The sequence below is a fragment of the Duganella sp. SG902 genome (genome assembly GCF_013376005.1).
Classification (GTDB): domain Bacteria; phylum Pseudomonadota; class Gammaproteobacteria; order Burkholderiales; family Burkholderiaceae_D; genus Rugamonas.
On record NZ_JABMJK010000017.1, the window covers coordinates 18604 to 34900 of the forward strand.

Sequence of the window (16297 nt, forward strand, 5' to 3'; positions counted from 1 at the left end):
ATCTTGCCGCACGAAAACTAACCAAACACATAATTAGAAGAAATAAAACGTTCCTGAATAGTTCAAGCGGCAAATTTTAACTGATTGCATGAACCAAATACATAAATTCACGAGCTCACGCTTGTTCAGTCTGCTAGGTTCTACGCGCAAGGCGCGCATCATCAGCGCGTCTGCATTGTTTCTCGCAGTATGTGCTTTTGGTGCCGCCGGCGTAGCTCCGCTCGCCCCTGACGCGTCCGATCTGCCGGTGAAAACTGTCCAGGAAGCAATCGTCGCCCCCGACCTCAGCGCGCAAATCAACGCGCTCGAACAGCAGTCCTCTACCGCGCAATTCGTTCACGAAGAGAAAATCCGCGCCGGCGACACGCTGGCCACCCTGTTGACCCGTTTGGGCGTCGATGACGAGGCGGCCGAGAACTTTATCAAAAAAGATAAGGTTGCGAAAGGCGTCATGCAGCTCAAGACCGGCAAGCGCGTGCAAGCGCAAACCGACGAGGAAGGCAACCTGCAGTGGCTGCGCGCCACCGTGGTGGACGGCAAGGACGATCCTGTCACCAACATCAAGGTCACCCGCAAGGGCGACAGCTTCGTCGCCACCGCCGAGCCGGCCAAGCTGGAGCGCCGCGTCGAAATGCACGCCCGCACCATCCGCTCGGGTTCGCTGTACGCGGCCACCGACTCCAGCGAAGACGGCGCCAAGCTGCCGGACACCATCGTCAAGCAGATCATCGAGATGTTCTCGACCAACATCGACTTCCGCGGCGACCTGAAACGCGGCGACAGCTTCAACGTGGTGTACGAGACCTTCTGGCAGGACGGCGAGTTCGTGCGCGCCGGCCGCGTGCTGGCGGGCGAGTTCACCAACAAGGGCACCACTTATCAGTCGGTGTGGTTTGAAGATCCGCAAAGCAAGCAAGGCGGCGGCTACTACAGCTTCGACGGCAAGTCGCTGAAAAAAGCCTTCCTGAAATCGCCGGTGGAATTCTCGCGTATCTCGTCCGGCTTCGCCATGCGCGTGCACCCGATCTCGGGCCAGTGGAAACAGCACAAGGGCATCGACTTCCCGGCGCCGACCGGCACCCCGATCCGCGCCGCCGGCGATGGCGTGATCGACTTTGCCGGCACCATGAATGGCTACGGCAACTTCATCATAATCAAGCACTGGAACAACTACACCACCGCCTACGCGCACATGAGCCGCTTTGGCGCCGGCATGAAGAAAGGCGCCAAGGTCAGCCAGGGTGACGTGATCGGCTACGTCGGCACCACCGGCTGGTCGACCGGCGCCCACCTGCACTATGAATTCCGCGTGAACGGCGAGGCCAAGGATCCAAGCACGATGAACGTGCAGGCGCAGGCGCCGCTGACGGCCGCCGAAATGAGCCGCTTCAAGGTCTACGCCAACGACATGATGCACCGCTTCGCGCTGCTGCGCCCGGCAGGCGGGGGTGGAACGCCCACCCGCGTCGCGGCGAAATAAACAGCACAGGCCAGCTTAAACTGGCCTGTTTTTATTTGCACGCCACCCCGAATGTTCTCAACTATAATTTCGTCCATCACTGGGGGACGCTATGGCTCTGTATATCGGTTTAATGTCAGGCACCAGCCTGGATGGCGTGGATGGCGCGCTGGCGCGGTTTGATGGCGAGCGCATCACCACCATCGCCGCCGCCTACATCGCGTTTCCGCCATCGCTGCGCGCGGAACTGATGGCCTTGCAGGCCGCTGGCGCGAACGAGATCGAGCGCGAGGCGCTGGCCGCCAATCAACTGACGCAGCATTACGCGCAATGCGTGGCGGAGCTGCTGCGCGAGTCGGCAACCCAGGCGCCCGACGTGCGCGCGGTGGCGGTGCACGGCCAGACCATACGCCATCGTCCCGAACTCGCCTTCACGCGCCAGACCAACAACCCCGCCCTGCTGGCCGAGCTGTGCGGCATCGATGTGATCGCCGATTTCCGCAGCCGCGATATCGCCGCCGGCGGCCAGGGCGCGCCGCTGGTGCCGGCTTTCCATCAGGCCTTGTTCGGCAAGGCCGGACAGGCGCGCGTGGTGGCCAATATCGGCGGCATCTCCAACATCAGCGTGCTCAGCGGCGACGGCCGCGTGATTGGTTTCGACACCGGCCCCGGCAACGTTTTGATGGACGGCTGGATCGGCCGCCATCGTCAACAGGAATACGACGCCGACGGCGCGTGGGCGGCCAGCGGCAAGGTGATCCCCGATCTGCTGGCGGAACTGCTCAGGGAGCCCTATCTGGCGCTGCCTGCGCCGAAGAGCACGGGGCGCGACCTGTTCCATCTCGATTGGCTCGATGCGCGCCTGGCCGTGCACGCGTCGGCCGCGCCGGAAGACGTGCAACGCACGCTGACGCAATACACGGCCGTCACGCTGGCCGACGCGATCAAGGCCTATGGCGGCGGCGCGGATGCGGTGTACGTCTGCGGCGGCGGCGCCTACAACAGCGTGCTGATGGAGGCGTTGGGGACGGCGCTGGGCAAGCAGGTGCTGGTCGCGTCCACGCAGGCGCTGGGCGTCGCGCCCAATCGCGTGGAGGCGCTGGCGTTCGCGTGGCTGGGCTACCGCTTCAGCGAACGGCTGGCCGGCAATCTGCCGGCCGTTACTGGCGCCAGCGGCGCGCGCGTCCTCGGCGCGCTTTACCCGCGCTAACCCGCATCAGCGCGCAGGTTTCGTCTCAGGATATCAAGCCTTGCGGCGCTTGGCCGCGAATGCCACCAAACCCATCCCCGCCAGCAGCATGGCGTAGGTGCTTGGCTCCGGCACGGATACCACCGAGCTCAGGAATTCAGCCCGCAGGCCGGTGGGATTGTTGTCGCGCTGATGGCCGTTGGTGACCACGAAATCCAGCGTATTGATGCCGCTGACGAAGCCGCTGCTGGCACCGAAGTTGAGCCAGGTGTCGAACTTGTGGCCGCTGGCGATCTGTTGACCATTCAACAGCACGACCACCGAGTTGTCCGCCGCGAAGCGGCCGGTGAACGCGGCCGTGGTGGCGTCGAAGCCGCTCAGGTCAAAACTCAGGCGGTAGTCGTAGACGCCATCGACGACCGGGTCGAGCCAGGCGCCGACGTTGCTGGTCGGCGTGATCCACTTGGAGTCGCTGGTGTTGGCGGTCCATGCTTTCGCGACCGGCCATACATTGTCCGCGCTGATATAGGCGTGGCTGTTCGTCAATACCGTCGCGCCCGACAGGACGGTCACAGCGTAATGCGCGTCCTGCGTGCCGGCCGCGCCGACGCCGGTGTTGACCAGGCCATTGATCGACGCCGCCTGGGCGGAGGTGAACGCGGCAGCGGCCAGCGCGATGGCGGAGATCGTTTTTTTCATACCGTTATCCTTGCAATATTGAGATTAGCCACGACGCCCTATGGCCTCCCGCCTGTCTGGGCAGGAGCACGCGGCAGATGACATTATGGTAACCAATATTTGCAAATTGAAATGTCATCCCAAGATGATCTTGCTGTAAGGTTTTCCTGACCGGCAAAAAAAACGGCGGCCCGCAGGCCGCCGTCTTGGGACGAATCCGAATTTATACCGAGAACGAGGAACCGCAACCGCAGGTCGAGGTCGCCTGTGGGTTCTTGATCACGAACTGGGCGCCTTCCAGGTCGTCCTTGTAGTCGATTTCCGCGCCCACCAGGTACTGGTAGCTCATCGAATCGATCAACAGCTGGACGCCGTTCTTGACCATGGTGGTGTCGTCTTCATTGACGATTTCGTCGAAGGTGAAGCCATACTGGAAGCCGGAGCAGCCGCCGCCCTGCACGAACACGCGCAGTTTCAGGTCGGGATTGCCTTCCTCTTCGATCAGTTGGGCGACCTTTTCAGCGGCGCTATCGGTGAAAACGATAGGTGCTGGCATTTCGGCAACAGCGTTCATTTCTAACTCCTACGAGAAAACAGTTAGGGGCCATTATAGACCCTTGGTGTGATTTATGCTCCGCACCCCGCAAAAACAGCGGGTTTTACGGCAACAGGGCGATTTGCGTCAGACCGGTGGTTTCCTCCAGGCCAAACATCAGGTTCATGCACTGCACCGCCTGGCCGGACGCGCCCTTGACCAGGTTGTCCTGCACCACCAGCACGATCACGGTATTGCCGTTGTCCGGACGGTGCAGCGCCAAGCGCAGCATGTTCGAACCACGGGTGGAGCGGGTTTCCGGATGCGAGCCGAATGGCATCACATCGACGAAGGCGCTGTCCTTATATTGGTCCTCAAACAGTTTCTGCAAGTCTTCGTTGCTGATGTCCTTGGTCAGGCGCGCGTACAGGGTCGAGTGCATGCCGCGGATCATCGGCACCAGGTGCGGCGTGAAGATCAGGCCGACCTTGTCGGACGTGAACTTCTGCAGCTGGGCCGAGGTTTCCGGGGTGTGACGGTGGCCGGCCACGCCGTAGGCCTTGAAGTTGTCGGACGCTTCCGAGAACAGGGTGCCGATTTCCGCCTTGCGGCCGGCGCCGGACACGCCCGACTTGCAGTCGGCGATCAGCGCGCTGGCGTCCACCACGCCGGCCTTCAGCAGCGGGTAGTAGCCCAGCTGCATGGTGGTCGGATAGCAGCCCGGGTTGGCGACCAGCTTGGCGTTCTTGATGTCGTCACGGTTCAGTTCGGCCAGACCGTAGGCGGCCTGCTCCAGCAGTTCCGGGCAGGTGTGCTCGATCTTGTACCATTTCTCGAAGACGGCCTTGTCCTTGATGCGGAAGTCGGCCGCCAGGTCGATCACTTTCACGCCGGCCTTCAGCAGCTCGGGCGCCTGCGCCATGGCCACGCCGTGCGGGGTGGCGAAGAACACCACGTCGCATTTGGTCAGGTCGGCGTTTTCCGGCGACGAGAATTTCAGATTCACGCGGCCGCGCAGCGAAGGAAACATGTCAGCCACTGGCAAGCCGTCCTCTTTGCGCGAGGTGATTGCCGTCAGTTCCACATCCGGGTGGACTGCCAACAAACGCAGCAGTTCTACCCCGGTGTATCCGGTGCCGCCGACGATGCCAACTTTGATCATTGTTCTTTCCTTGAAGTGAGGGGATGCGTGGAGAATGTCTGCCATTTTATCAGGCATATGCGACCGGCGTATTACGGGTCAAAACGCGCCAGCCAAATGGTAAAAAAGCCGCCCGACACAAGGCCGGCGGCTTTTTTGGTGACGCGCCGCAAGCAGCGCGCCAGAGCGTAAAAATTAACGCTTCGAGAATTGTTTTGCGCGACGTGCTTTGCGCAGACCAACTTTTTTACGTTCAACTTCACGTGCATCGCGGGTCACGAAACCAGCGCGTGCCAGATCACCTTTCAGGCCCGAATCGTAGTCGATCAGAGCGCGGGTGATGCCGTGACGAACCGCACCTGCCTGGCCCGACTCGCCGCCGCCGTGGACGTTGACTTTGATGTCGAAACGTTCAACGTTGCCGGTCAGTTCCAGTGGTTGACGAATAACCATCAGGCCGGTTTCGCGCGAGAAGTATTCCGACGCAGGTTTGCCGTTGACGATGATTTGGCCAGTGCCAGCTTTGATGAACACACGAGCTACTGCACTCTTGCGACGGCCGGTGCCGTAATTGTAGTTACCGATCATGTCAGTTCCTTAGATTTCGAGTGCTTTAGGTTGCTGGGCAGCGTGCGGGTGCGAACCTTCGGCGTACACTTTCAGCTTCTTGATCATTGCGTAGCCCAGTGGGCCTTTTGGCAGCATGCCCTTGACGGCTTTTTCCAGAGCGCGACCTGGGAAACGCTGTTGCATTTTCAGGAAGTTGGTCTCGTAGATGCCACCTGGGTAGCCCGAGTGACGGTAGTAGGTCTTCTCGGTTGCTTTGGTGCCGGTCACGCGCAGTTTGCCTGCGTTGATGATGACGATGAAATCGCCGGTATCGACGTGAGGGGTGAACTCAGGCTTGTGCTTGCCGCGCAGTCGGAGTGCCACTTCGCTGGCAACACGTCCGAGGACTTTGTCCGTCGCGTCAATCACGAACCAGTCGCGCTGGACTTCATGTCCTTTAGCGGAAAAAGTTTTCATGTGATGACTTTCTAAATTAGAAATTACCGCTCATATGGTGGTTCCGCCAGCTACATCAGCGGACTCGGCCTTTTTATTTACTTTCCTGAGCGAATGGAAAGCCGACAATCATAACAGCCCGGACAGGCTCGCGTCAAGTCCGGATGGGCTGCCGGACCGCGAAAACACAGGGGTGGCGCGGTCCATTACAATATGGACAAAGTTTTTCACACGGAGAAAGCAATGGAATGCAAAGTTAGCTGGAATGGCCCGTCGGGCATGAGTTTCCTGGCCCAGACCGGCTCCGGCCACCTGGTCAACATGGACGGGGCGCCCGAGGGCGGCGGCCACAACCTGGCGCCGCGTCCGATGGAAATGGTGCTGCTGGGCACCGGCGGCTGCACGGCCTACGATGTGGTGCTGATCCTGAAAAAAGGCCGCGCCGACATCCGCGGCTGCGAGTGCGTGCTCAAAGCCGAACGCGCCGACACCGAGCCCAAAGTGTTCACCAAGATCAATTTCCACTTCGTGGTGACCGGCAAGGGCCTGAAGCCGGAGCAGGTCGAGCGCGCCATCACCCTGTCGCACGACAAATACTGCTCGGCCTCTATCATGCTGGGCAAGACCGCCGAAATCACCCACTCCTTCGAAATCGTCGAAGCCTGAGCCGCGTCATTCCGGCGCAGGCCGGAATGACGGGCTGATGCTCAAATGTAGTAGGCCGTGCTGGTCATGACTTTGCCCATGACCGACATGGCGGCCTGCACCGGCGCCGGCACGGCGGCGGCGCCGAGTCGCTGGGCGGCGGCGCCATGCTCGATTTCGTCGATGCGCATCTGGTCGACGATGGCGCGCGATTTGGCGTCCTGCGGCGGCAGCTTGTCCAGATGGCTTTCCAGGTGCGCCTCGACCTGCCGCTCCGTCTCCACCACGAAGCCCAGGCTGCGGGCGTCGCCCAGCACCGCCGCTACCGTCCCCAGCGCGTAAGCGCCCGCATAGAACAGCGGATTCAATACGCTGATGTGCGAGTTCAGCTCCTCCAGGCGCTGCGCGGTCCACGCCAGGTGATCCTCTTCCTCGCGGCTGGAATGCTCGAACTGTTCGCGGATCCGCTCGGTGCGGGCGAAGCGCGCCTGCGCGTTGTACAGCGCCTGCGCGCACACCTCCCCCACGTGGTTCACACGCATCAGGCCGGCGGCATGACGGCATTCGGCTTCGCTCATCTCGGCGTCCGGCGCATGGGCCGCCGGCGTCGGTCGCGACGCCGAAGCAACGCCGGTGACCACGCGCAGCGCCTTGTCGGCGCCGGCAATGAAACGGTCCAGGGGAGTGTGATGATGATGTGCGGCCATGTGCAAACCCGTGTCTTCAGATGGAAAGCCACATTTTAACCGGCGTCCGCCTCTTCACGCAGCTGACGCTGGCGCTCGATGTAGTCGGCCACCGGCCCGCGCACGTCGATTTTGGAGATGTCTTTCGCCACCCCCAGGTTCAGGCCCAGCAGGAAGGGGATGTTCTCCAGCGGCACCTCGGTGCAATGCTCGCCAAACGCCTTCAGGAAGCGCTTCGACTCGACCACCTTCACCACCTTCTCCCCGCTCATGTACTGCAGGATGCTGGTGATGCTGTGCCCCTTGCCGATGCTGTGGTAGATGAAACGGTTGAAATCGCGGTCCAGCTGCTTGAAGTCCAGGGTTTCCTTGGTCATCAGCCCCGACAGGTAGTACAGTCCCAGCGCCACGCGGAAGAAACCGGTGGCCTCGTCGCGGTCGACGCCACTCTGCATCACAGCCAGTATTTTTTCCTTCAGATGCGGATTCATATTTCAGTTCGCTCCCTTGTGCGACTATAGCAAGAGTTGCGTGGAACCAGTAGCTTGCGTGCAAGAATTTTGACATGCTATTCTTGAAACTTTTAAACCTGAGGCAACCACGATGATCGAGGTAAGGAGCCTGGCCAAACGCTTTCGCCTGCCCGCGCGCGGGGGCAAGACAAGCGCCACGCGCGACCCGCGCGACCATGACGGCTGGTTCCATGCGGTGCGCGACGTCAGTTTCCGCTGTTCGCCCGGCGAGGTGCTGGGCCTGCTCGGCCCCAACGGCGCCGGCAAGACCACCACCCTGCGCCTGCTCTCCACCGCCCTCAAGCCCGACGCCGGCAGCATCCACGCCAACGGCGTCGACCTGCTGGAAAATCCGCTCGTGGCGCGCCAGCACATCGGCTTTCTGTCCGGCTCCACCGGCCTGTACGGCCGCCTCACCGCGCGCGAAAACATCGAATACTTTGGCCGCCTGCACGGCATGAGCCCGGCCTACCTCAAGCGCCGCTGCGACGAGTTGTTCGAGCTGCTGCAGATGCACGAATTCGGCAACAAGCGGGCCGACCAGCTGTCCACCGGCATGAAGCAGAAATGCGCCATCGCCCGCACCGTGGTGCATGAGCCGCGGATCGTCATCCTCGACGAGCCTACCACGGGGCTGGACGTAATGTCGGCCAAGATCCTGCTGGACTTTATCGCCAGCTACAAGGCCCTGCGCGTGCCGCTGATTTTCTCCACCCACCATTTGCACGAGGTGGAAAAGCTGTGCGACCGCGTGTGCATCATCAACCACGGCAAGACCGCCTTCCACGGCAGCATCGACGAGCTGCGCCACCTGGGCGGCAGCGCCGATCTGTACGACGCCTTCGTCGGCGTCATCAATCAGGGAGGCTGAGCCATGTGGACCATCTACCTCAAGGAACTACTGGAACTGGCGCGCGACCGCCGCACCTTCTTCTTCACCGTCTTCATCCCGGTGTTCGCCATGCCGCTGATCTTCGCCGGCTTCGGCTTCCTGTCTTCCAGCATGTTCAAGCAAGCCAGCACCGCCGACATGGCCTACGCCATCTTCGGCAAGGAGCACGCGCCGCAGCTGGCCGAGCGCTTCGCCAGGGAAAAAGGCTTCCACGAAATCACGCTGGCCAGCCCGGAAGAAATCAAGGCCGCCATCGCCGCCGAGCGCATCAAGTTCGCGCTGGTGATCCCGCCCGGCCTCAACGACCGCCTGAGCACGCTACAACAAGGCGCGATCCAGTTGCACTACAACAGCGCCGCCACCGTTGACCTGACCCGCAAGCGCGTGCAGTCGGTGATCGGCAACGAAAACCGCGCGCTGCGCGAGCACGCCCTGTCCGCCTTCAACCTCAACCAGCGGCAGCTGGCGTTCGCGCTCGATCCCATCATGTTGGAAGACCATTCCACCGCCGACAAGCGCGAGCAGATGGGCGCGGTGGTCGGCGGCATGTTGCCCTACGTGCTGCTGATGGTGTGCCTGATGGCGGCGATGTATCCGGCGATCGACACCGGCGCCGGCGAGAAGGAACGCGGCACGCTGGAAACCCTGCTGCTGGCGCCGGTCTCGCGCACCGCCATCGTGCTGGCCAAGTTCCTGATGCTGTTCACTGTCGGCCTGACCTCGGCGCTGCTAATGATCGTCAGCGTCGGCCTGCTGCTGCACTTCTTCGGCCACGCCATCGGCGGCGACGTGGTGCAGATGGTGCGCGCCATCGGCCCGCTCGATCTGGCCATGGTGGCGCTGATGCTGGTGCCGACCGCCGCCATCTTCGCCGCCATCCTGCTGTCGCTGTCGATCTACGCCAAGAGCTACAAGGAGGCGGCCGGTCTGATTTCGCCGCTGATGCTGGTCACCATCATGCCAACGCTGGTGGCCCTGCTGCCGGGCGTGGAGCTGAACTGGAAATGGGCCATGCTGCCGCTCACCAACGTCGCGCTGGCGATGAAGGAACTGGTCAAGGGCACCATGGACTACCGCATGTTCTCCGTGATATTACTGTCCACAACGTTGACCGCCGGCCTGTTGCTGGCCCTGTGCCGCTGGTGGTTCAACCGCGAGCAGGTTTTGTTTAGGAATTGAATAAGTTGTCTATTCAACTACGCTTCCGGCTGAACGGCCTGTTCCGCCAATTCTGCACTTTGGCGCACCATTTTGCCTTCCATCGCAATGGCGCCCCTCCTGTGGATCAAATTCAATACAATGCCATCATGTGAAAAGTGGTTTGTCGCGCAGAATCAGGAGTTAGTATGGAATTAAGCATCAGCAACTTGTCCAAAACCTATAGCAACGGAGTCGTGGCTTTGGACAACATTTCGCTCACCATCCCGACCGGGATGTTCGGCTTGCTCGGCCCCAATGGCGCCGGCAAATCGACGCTGATGCGCACCCTCGCCACCTTGCAGGAATGCGATTCCGGCTCGGTCTTCTTTGGCGACCTCGACGTGCTGGACGAAAAAGATGAAATCCGCCGCCTGCTGGGCTATCTGCCGCAGGACTTCGGCGTCTACCCGAAAGTGACCGCTTACGAACTGCTGGACCACTTCGCCGTGCTCAAGGGCCTGAGCAACCGCAACCGCCGGCGCGAGGTGGTGGACGGCCTGCTGCAACAAACCAATCTGTTCGAGGTGCGCCACCAGCGCCTGGGGGGCTTCTCGGGCGGCATGCGCCAGCGTTTCGGCATCGCCCAGGCGCTGCTGGGCGATCCGAAACTGATCATCGTCGACGAGCCGACCGCCGGCCTCGACCCGCAGGAGCGCGTGCGCTTCCACAACCTGCTGTCCGATATCGGCGAGGACAAGACCGTGATCCTGTCCACCCACATCGTGTCCGACGTGGCCGACCTGTGCGCCAACATGGCCATCATCAACAAGGGCCACCTGCTGCTGTGCGGGCCCACGCAGGAACTGATCCACGAAGTCAGCGACAAGATCTGGGCCCGCTTCATCAACAAGGCCGACCTGCCCTCGTTCCAGCTGCGCCACCCGGTGATCTCGTCGCGCCTGCTGTCCGGCCGCACCCTGATCCACGTCTACAGCGACACCGATCCCGGCGACGGCTTCGAGGAAGCAATCGGCGACCTGGAAGACGTCTACTTCGCCACCATCGCCGGCCGCCACCGCGCCGCGAACAGCTGCGATTAAGGGCGCATCATGTTTGCCATCGCCTTTTTTGAAGCGCGCCAGCGCCTCAAGCTCTTATCCACTTGGGTGTACTTCTTCGGCTTCCTGGCCCTGACCATGTTGTGGATGGCCGCCGCCGGCGGCTTCTTCAAAGGCGCCTCGGTCACCTTCGGCAGCCAGCTGATCGACTCGCCGCGCTCGCTGATGTTCACCACCAGCTTCCTCGGCTCGCTGGGCGTGATCGTGATCGCCGCCATGATGGGGCGCTCGGTGCAGCAGGACTTCGAGTACGACATGCAGCACTTCTTCTTCAGCGCGCCGATCAAGAAACACCAGTACATGTTCGGCCGCTTCCTGGGCGCCTACCTGACGCTGGCGGTGATCTTCACCAGCATCCTGCTCGGCGCCTGGCTGGGCAGCTTCATCCCCGGCATCGACCCCGAGCGGCTGGCGCATGCGGACGCGATCGCCTACCTGATCCCCTACCTGATCGTCATCCTGCCCAACATCTTCATCTTCGGCGCCGTGTTCTTCATCCTGGCCGCGCTGACGCGGCGCATGCTGCCGGTCTACATCTCCAGCGTGGTGATGCTGATCGGCTACATGGTGGCGCCCGGCCTGGCGCGCGACCTCGACTACAAGACCTTCGCCGCCCTGATCGACCCGTTCGGCACCACCGCCGTGATCCGCCTGACCGAGTACTGGCCCATCATCGAGCGCAATTTCCGCCTGTTCCTGCCGGAAGGCGTGTACCTGCTGAACCGCGTGATCTGGGCCTCGGCCGCCCTGGTCGGCCTGCTGGTCGGCTACTGGCGCTTCCACTTCATCGCCACCAGCGACAGCGGCCACGGCAAGCGCGGCAGCACCGGCGAGGGCGAGATCCCACAGCACCTGTCGCACACCTCCACCAGCACGCGGGAAAAGCCCGACTTCGCCGCGCGCAGCCTCGGCTGGCTGCTGCTGCGCTCCAGCTGGCTCAACCTGCGCGAGACCACCAAGAACATCTACTTCCTCGTGATCGTGCTGGCAGGCGTGCTGATGATGGGCGCCGCCTCGCTCGACCTCGGCTCGATGTACGGCACCAACACCTATCCGGTCACCTACCAGGTGCTGGAAGTGGTGAGCGAAACCTTCGCCCTGTTCATGATGGTGATCACCACCTTCTACGCCGGCGAGCTGATCTGGCGCGAGCGCGAGGCCCACATGGGCCAGATGCTGGACGCCATGCCGGTGCCGAGCTGGCTGCCGCTGCTGTCCAAGCTGTTCGCGCTGATCGGCCTGCAGGCCTTGCTGATGGTGATCGTGATGCTGACCGGCATGGCGGTGCAGGTGTTCCAGGGCTACTTCCTGCTGCAGCCGGGCCTGTACCTATACCACCTGTTCCTGGTGCAGATGCCGGGCTACGCGCTGACCGCCGTACTGGCGATCGCGCTGCAGGTGCTGATCAACCAGCGCTACATCGCCTACTTCGCGATGATCGTCTACTACATCATCAGCGTGACCGCGCCCGGCATCGGCCTCGACAACCCGATGCTGGTGTATGGCAACATACCCAGCATCACCTACTCCGCCATGAACGGCTACGGCCACTTCCTGCTGCGGGAGCGCTGGTACGAGGCATACTGGGGCGGCGCGGCGCTGCTGCTGATCGTGCTGTCATTGCTGTTCTGGGCGCGCGGCACCAACGACGGCTGGCGCCAGCGCCTGCAACTGGCGCGCCACGCGCTGACCATGCCGGTGCTGAGCACCATCGCCGTGGGGGTGCTGATCTTCGCCGGCGCCGGCGGCGTGCTGTTCTACAACCAGTACGTGGCGGACTGCTTCAAGTCGGCCTATCACAAGGAAACTGAAAAGGCCGACTACGAGCGCAAGTACAAGCAATACGCCGTGCTGCCGCAGCCGCGCATCACCGACGTCAAGCTCAACGTCGACATCTGGCCTGAAAAGCGCTCGCTGATCGTCAAGGGACGCTACGTGCTGCAGAACAAAACCACACAGCCGGTCAGCGACATCATCGTCTCGCAGGACAACAGCGTGGCGCAGTACCGCGTGCGCTTCAGCCAGGAGGTGCGCAACGGCCTGCAGGACAGCGAGCTGGGCTTCTACAGCTACAAGCTGAGCAAGCCGCTGGCGCCGGGCGCGCAGCTGGCCATGGAGTTTGAGATCAGCTACGCGCCGCAGGGCATCCTGGGCCTGGGCCGCGACACGCCGGTGATCGGCAACGGCAGCTTCTTCAACAACGGCATCATGCCGCACATCGGCTACCAGCAGGAATGGGAACTGAACGATGCGCGCGACCGCAAGAAGCACAAGCTGGTGGCGCGCGAACGCATGCTGCCGCGCGACGACCCGGCCGGCCTGGCCAACAACTTCACCGGCAACGACGCCGACTGGATCAGCTTTGACGCCACCGTCAGCACCAGCGCCGACCAGACCGCGATCGCGCCGGGCATGCTGGTCAAGGACTGGACCAGCAAGGGACGCCGCTACTTCCACTACAAGATGGATCAGCCGATGCTGAACATGTACGCCTTCCAGTCGGCGCGCTACCTGGTCAAGCGCGACTGGTGGCAGGACGTGGGCATCGAGCTGTACTACCATCCGGGCCACGAGTACAACCTCGAGCGCATGGACAAGGGCATCAAGGAATCGCTGGACTACTACACGAAGAATTTTGGGCCGTATCAGCACAAGCTGGTGCGCATCGTCGAGTTCCCGCGCTACTCGCAGTTCGCGCAATCGTATCCGAACACCATTCCGTATTCGGAATCGGTGGGCTTTATCGCCAAGGTCAACGACAAGAATCCCAAGGATCTGGACTACCCGTTCTACATCACCGCGCATGAGGTGGCGCACCAGTGGTGGGGCCATCAGCTGGTGGGCGGCAACACGCGCGGCGGCACCGTGCTGAGCGAAACGCTGGCCGAATATTCGGCGCTGATGGTGATGAAGAAGAACTTCGGCGCCAGCAAAATGCGCCGCTTCCTGCACTACGATCTGGACCAGTACCTGCTCGGCCGCGCGCTGGAGCGCAAGAAGGAACTGCCGCTGGCGGAGAACGAGAACCAGAACTACATCCAGTACCGCAAGGGCAGCCTGGCGATGTACCAGTTGCAGGACATCCTGGGTGAAGCCAAGGTCAACGCCGCGCTGAAGGACATCCTGAACCAGTATGGCCGCAAGTCCGGCCCGTATCCGAGCGTGACGGTGCTGGTGGACGCCCTGCGCAAGGTGACGCCGCCGGATCAGGCCTACCTGATCGACGACCTGTTCAACCACATCGTGCTGTATGAAAACCACGCCACCTTGGCCACCGCGCGCAAGCTGAGCGATGGACGTTACGAGGTCAGCTTCACGGTCAGCGCCTCCAAGGTACGCGCCGGCGAGCAAGGCGAGGAGAAAGACGTGCCGCTGCGCGACTGGATCGACGTCGGCGTCGACGACAAGGAAGGCAACAGCCTGCTGCGCGAGCGCATGCTGATCACGCAGAAGGAAAACCGCTATACGGTGATCGTCAACGGCCGCCCGGCGAAAGCGGGCATCGATCCCGACAACAAACTGATCGACCGCAAGCCCGACGACAATCTGATCAACGTCGAACTGCAAGCACAGTAAGCACGTCATTCCGGCGAAGGCCGGAATCCATGGAGCGCACGAGCCGTGTTAACGCATGCGTTCCATGGGTTCCGGCTTTCGCCGGAACGACGGTACTTAGCGGAGCTGCAGGCGGGCGGATGGGCCTTCCTGCAGCTTGAACACCGACACAATCGCCGTCAGCGTATCGGCCTGGTCGTGCAGCGACGATGCCGCCGCCGCGGCCTCCTCCACCAGCGCCGCGTTCTGCTGCGTCACCTGATCCATCTGGCCGATGGCCTGGTTCACCTGCTCGATGCCGCTGCTCTGCTCCAGCGAGGCGGAGGTGATCTCGCCCACGATGTCGGTCACGCGCTGGATGCTGTCCACCACCTCGTGCATGGTGGCGCCGGCCTGGGTCACCAGCGCGCTGCCCGCGTTCACCTTTTCCAGCGAATCATCGATCAGCGACTTGATCTCCTTGGCCGCCGCCGCGCTGCGCTGCGCCAGGTTGCGCACCTCCGACGCCACCACCGCGAACCCGCGGCCCTGCTCGCCCGCGCGCGCCGCTTCGACGGCCGCGTTCAACGCCAGGATATTGGTCTGGAACGCGATGCCATCGATCACACTGATGATGTCGGCGATCTTGCGCGACGAACCGGTGATCGCGTCCATGGTGTCCACCACTTCAGACACCACGCCGCCACCGCGCTGCGCCACTTCCGACGCCTTCACCGCCAGCTGATTGGCCTGGCGCGCGTTGTCGGCGTTCTGCTTCACGGTCGCGGTCAGCTCCTCCATCGACGACGCGGTCTCCTCCAGGCTGGAGGCCTGCTCCTCGGTCCGGCCCGACAGATCCAGGTTGCCGGCCGCTATCTGGCTCGACGCGGTCGAGATGCTTTCGGTGCCGTTGCGCACCTCGGTGACGATGCTGATCAGGCCATCATTCATCTTCTGCAGGGCATCCAGCAGGCGGCCGGTTTCGTCGGTGCTGCTGACTTCGATATGCGAGGTCAAATCCTTGTGCGCCACGGCCACGGCGATATCCACCGCCTGCCCCAGCGGCACGGTGATGCCGCGCGTCAGGCGCCACGCGCACACCACGCCCAGCGCCAGCACCACCAGCCCGAACACCACCATGAACGTGCGGTTGCTTTCGTAAAGCGCTTCAATCCGCTCGGCGTTGGCGTCGATGCGCTTGCGCTGCAAGTCGAGCAGGCCGCTCAGCGAGCCCAGATAGGCCTTGCCATCCGGCGTGAAGCGCTTGTCCAGCACCTCGGCCGCCTCCTCGAACTTGCCTTCCTTTTTCAAGGCCACGATGGCGTCGCGCGACGCCAGGTAGCGCTTGCGGTTGTCCATCATGGCGGCGAACAGAGCTTTTTCCTCATCGCTTTCCAACAGCGGCTCCACCTTTTTCTGCAGGCCGTTGACCTCGGCCGTGGACGACGCGGTCTCCTCGGCGAAGAACGGCCCCAGCGACGGATCCGAGCTCTTGGAGATGGCCGACGTGCGGCGCACGCTGGTGTGAATCAAACGATACCAATCCGAAATCATGCGTTCCTTCGCCAGCGGCTGCTGCATCATCTCGCGCGTGGCGGTGGCCACCGTGTGCATGTGACGGATGCCAATCACCGTCATCAGGATCATTAACGCCAATACCAAGCCAAAGCCCGCCGCAAGGCGCGTGCCGATTTTTAAATTTTTCATGATGAGTGCGCCCGCGAGCGCTATGGAATTAAAGAAGCGTTACCACTATTGAAACT

At 62.3% G+C, this 16297-nt stretch carries 15 protein-coding genes; 7 read left to right on the top strand and 8 right to left on the bottom strand.

What is annotated here, in order from left to right:
- Positions 1-88 precede the first annotated feature (88 nt).
- The gene (locus FHW83_RS25790) at positions 89-1480 is read left to right on the top strand and encodes a M23 family metallopeptidase (RefSeq protein ID WP_176649232.1); all 1392 of its coding nucleotides are present in this window, start codon (positions 89-91) and stop codon (positions 1478-1480) included.
- Positions 1481-1571: 91 nt separating this feature from the next.
- Entirely contained in the window at positions 1572-2669 is a 1098-nt protein-coding gene (locus tag FHW83_RS25795; RefSeq protein WP_176649233.1) for an anhydro-N-acetylmuramic acid kinase, read from the top strand.
- 33 nt (positions 2670-2702) lie between these two features.
- Here the strand turns inward: FHW83_RS25795 and FHW83_RS25800 are convergent, their stop codons facing one another.
- From FHW83_RS25800 to rplM, 5 genes are all read right to left on the bottom strand, one after another.
- Entirely contained in the window at positions 2703-3347 is a 645-nt protein-coding gene (locus FHW83_RS25800) for a PEP-CTERM sorting domain-containing protein (RefSeq protein WP_176649234.1), read from the bottom strand.
- 202 nt (positions 3348-3549) lie between these two features.
- Positions 3550-3900 (bottom strand): iron-sulfur cluster insertion protein ErpA, encoded by a 351-nt coding sequence (gene erpA, locus FHW83_RS25805; protein ID WP_155463732.1) that lies wholly within the window; start codon positions 3898-3900, stop codon positions 3550-3552.
- An 85-nt stretch (positions 3901-3985) separates the two neighbouring features.
- Entirely contained in the window at positions 3986-5023 is a 1038-nt protein-coding gene (gene argC / locus FHW83_RS25810) for an N-acetyl-gamma-glutamyl-phosphate reductase (RefSeq protein WP_176649235.1), read from the bottom strand.
- A 174-nt stretch (positions 5024-5197) separates the two neighbouring features.
- Complete coding sequence (gene rpsI / locus FHW83_RS25815; RefSeq protein ID WP_092279325.1) at positions 5198-5590, bottom strand: 30S ribosomal protein S9; 393 nt, start codon at positions 5588-5590, stop codon at positions 5198-5200.
- A gap of 9 nt (positions 5591-5599) precedes the next feature.
- Complete coding sequence (gene rplM / locus FHW83_RS25820; RefSeq protein WP_056157909.1) at positions 5600-6028, bottom strand: 50S ribosomal protein L13; 429 nt, start codon at positions 6026-6028, stop codon at positions 5600-5602.
- A 222-nt stretch (positions 6029-6250) separates the two neighbouring features.
- Between rplM and FHW83_RS25825 the strand changes: the two genes are divergently transcribed.
- Positions 6251-6673, top strand: a complete 423-nt coding sequence (locus FHW83_RS25825; protein WP_176649236.1) for an OsmC family protein — start codon at positions 6251-6253, stop codon at positions 6671-6673.
- Positions 6674-6714: 41 nt separating this feature from the next.
- Here the strand turns inward: FHW83_RS25825 and coq7 are convergent, their stop codons facing one another.
- Complete coding sequence (gene coq7, locus FHW83_RS25830) at positions 6715-7359, bottom strand: 2-polyprenyl-3-methyl-6-methoxy-1,4-benzoquinone monooxygenase (RefSeq protein WP_176649237.1); 645 nt, start codon at positions 7357-7359, stop codon at positions 6715-6717.
- Between the two features lie 35 nt (positions 7360-7394).
- Complete coding sequence (locus tag FHW83_RS25835) at positions 7395-7829, bottom strand: hypothetical protein (RefSeq protein ID WP_176649238.1); 435 nt, start codon at positions 7827-7829, stop codon at positions 7395-7397.
- Positions 7830-7941: 112 nt separating this feature from the next.
- Between FHW83_RS25835 and FHW83_RS25840 the strand changes: the two genes are divergently transcribed.
- The 4 genes from FHW83_RS25840 (at position 7942) to FHW83_RS25855 (ending at position 14576) form a co-directional block, all read left to right on the top strand.
- On the top strand, positions 7942-8721 hold the full coding sequence (locus FHW83_RS25840; protein ID WP_176649239.1) for an ATP-binding cassette domain-containing protein: 780 nt from the start codon (positions 7942-7944) through the stop codon (positions 8719-8721).
- Between the two features lie 3 nt (positions 8722-8724).
- On the top strand, positions 8725-9921 hold the full coding sequence (locus FHW83_RS25845; protein ID WP_176649240.1) for an ABC transporter permease: 1197 nt from the start codon (positions 8725-8727) through the stop codon (positions 9919-9921).
- 167 nt (positions 9922-10088) lie between these two features.
- On the top strand, positions 10089-10982 hold the full coding sequence (locus tag FHW83_RS25850; protein ID WP_176649241.1) for an ABC transporter ATP-binding protein: 894 nt from the start codon (positions 10089-10091) through the stop codon (positions 10980-10982).
- A 9-nt stretch (positions 10983-10991) separates the two neighbouring features.
- Entirely contained in the window at positions 10992-14576 is a 3585-nt protein-coding gene (locus tag FHW83_RS25855) for a M1 family aminopeptidase (RefSeq protein WP_176649242.1), read from the top strand.
- A 96-nt stretch (positions 14577-14672) separates the two neighbouring features.
- Here the strand turns inward: FHW83_RS25855 and FHW83_RS25860 are convergent, their stop codons facing one another.
- The gene (locus tag FHW83_RS25860; protein WP_176649243.1) at positions 14673-16241 is read right to left on the bottom strand and encodes a methyl-accepting chemotaxis protein; all 1569 of its coding nucleotides are present in this window, start codon (positions 16239-16241) and stop codon (positions 14673-14675) included.
- Positions 16242-16297 lie beyond the last annotated feature (56 nt).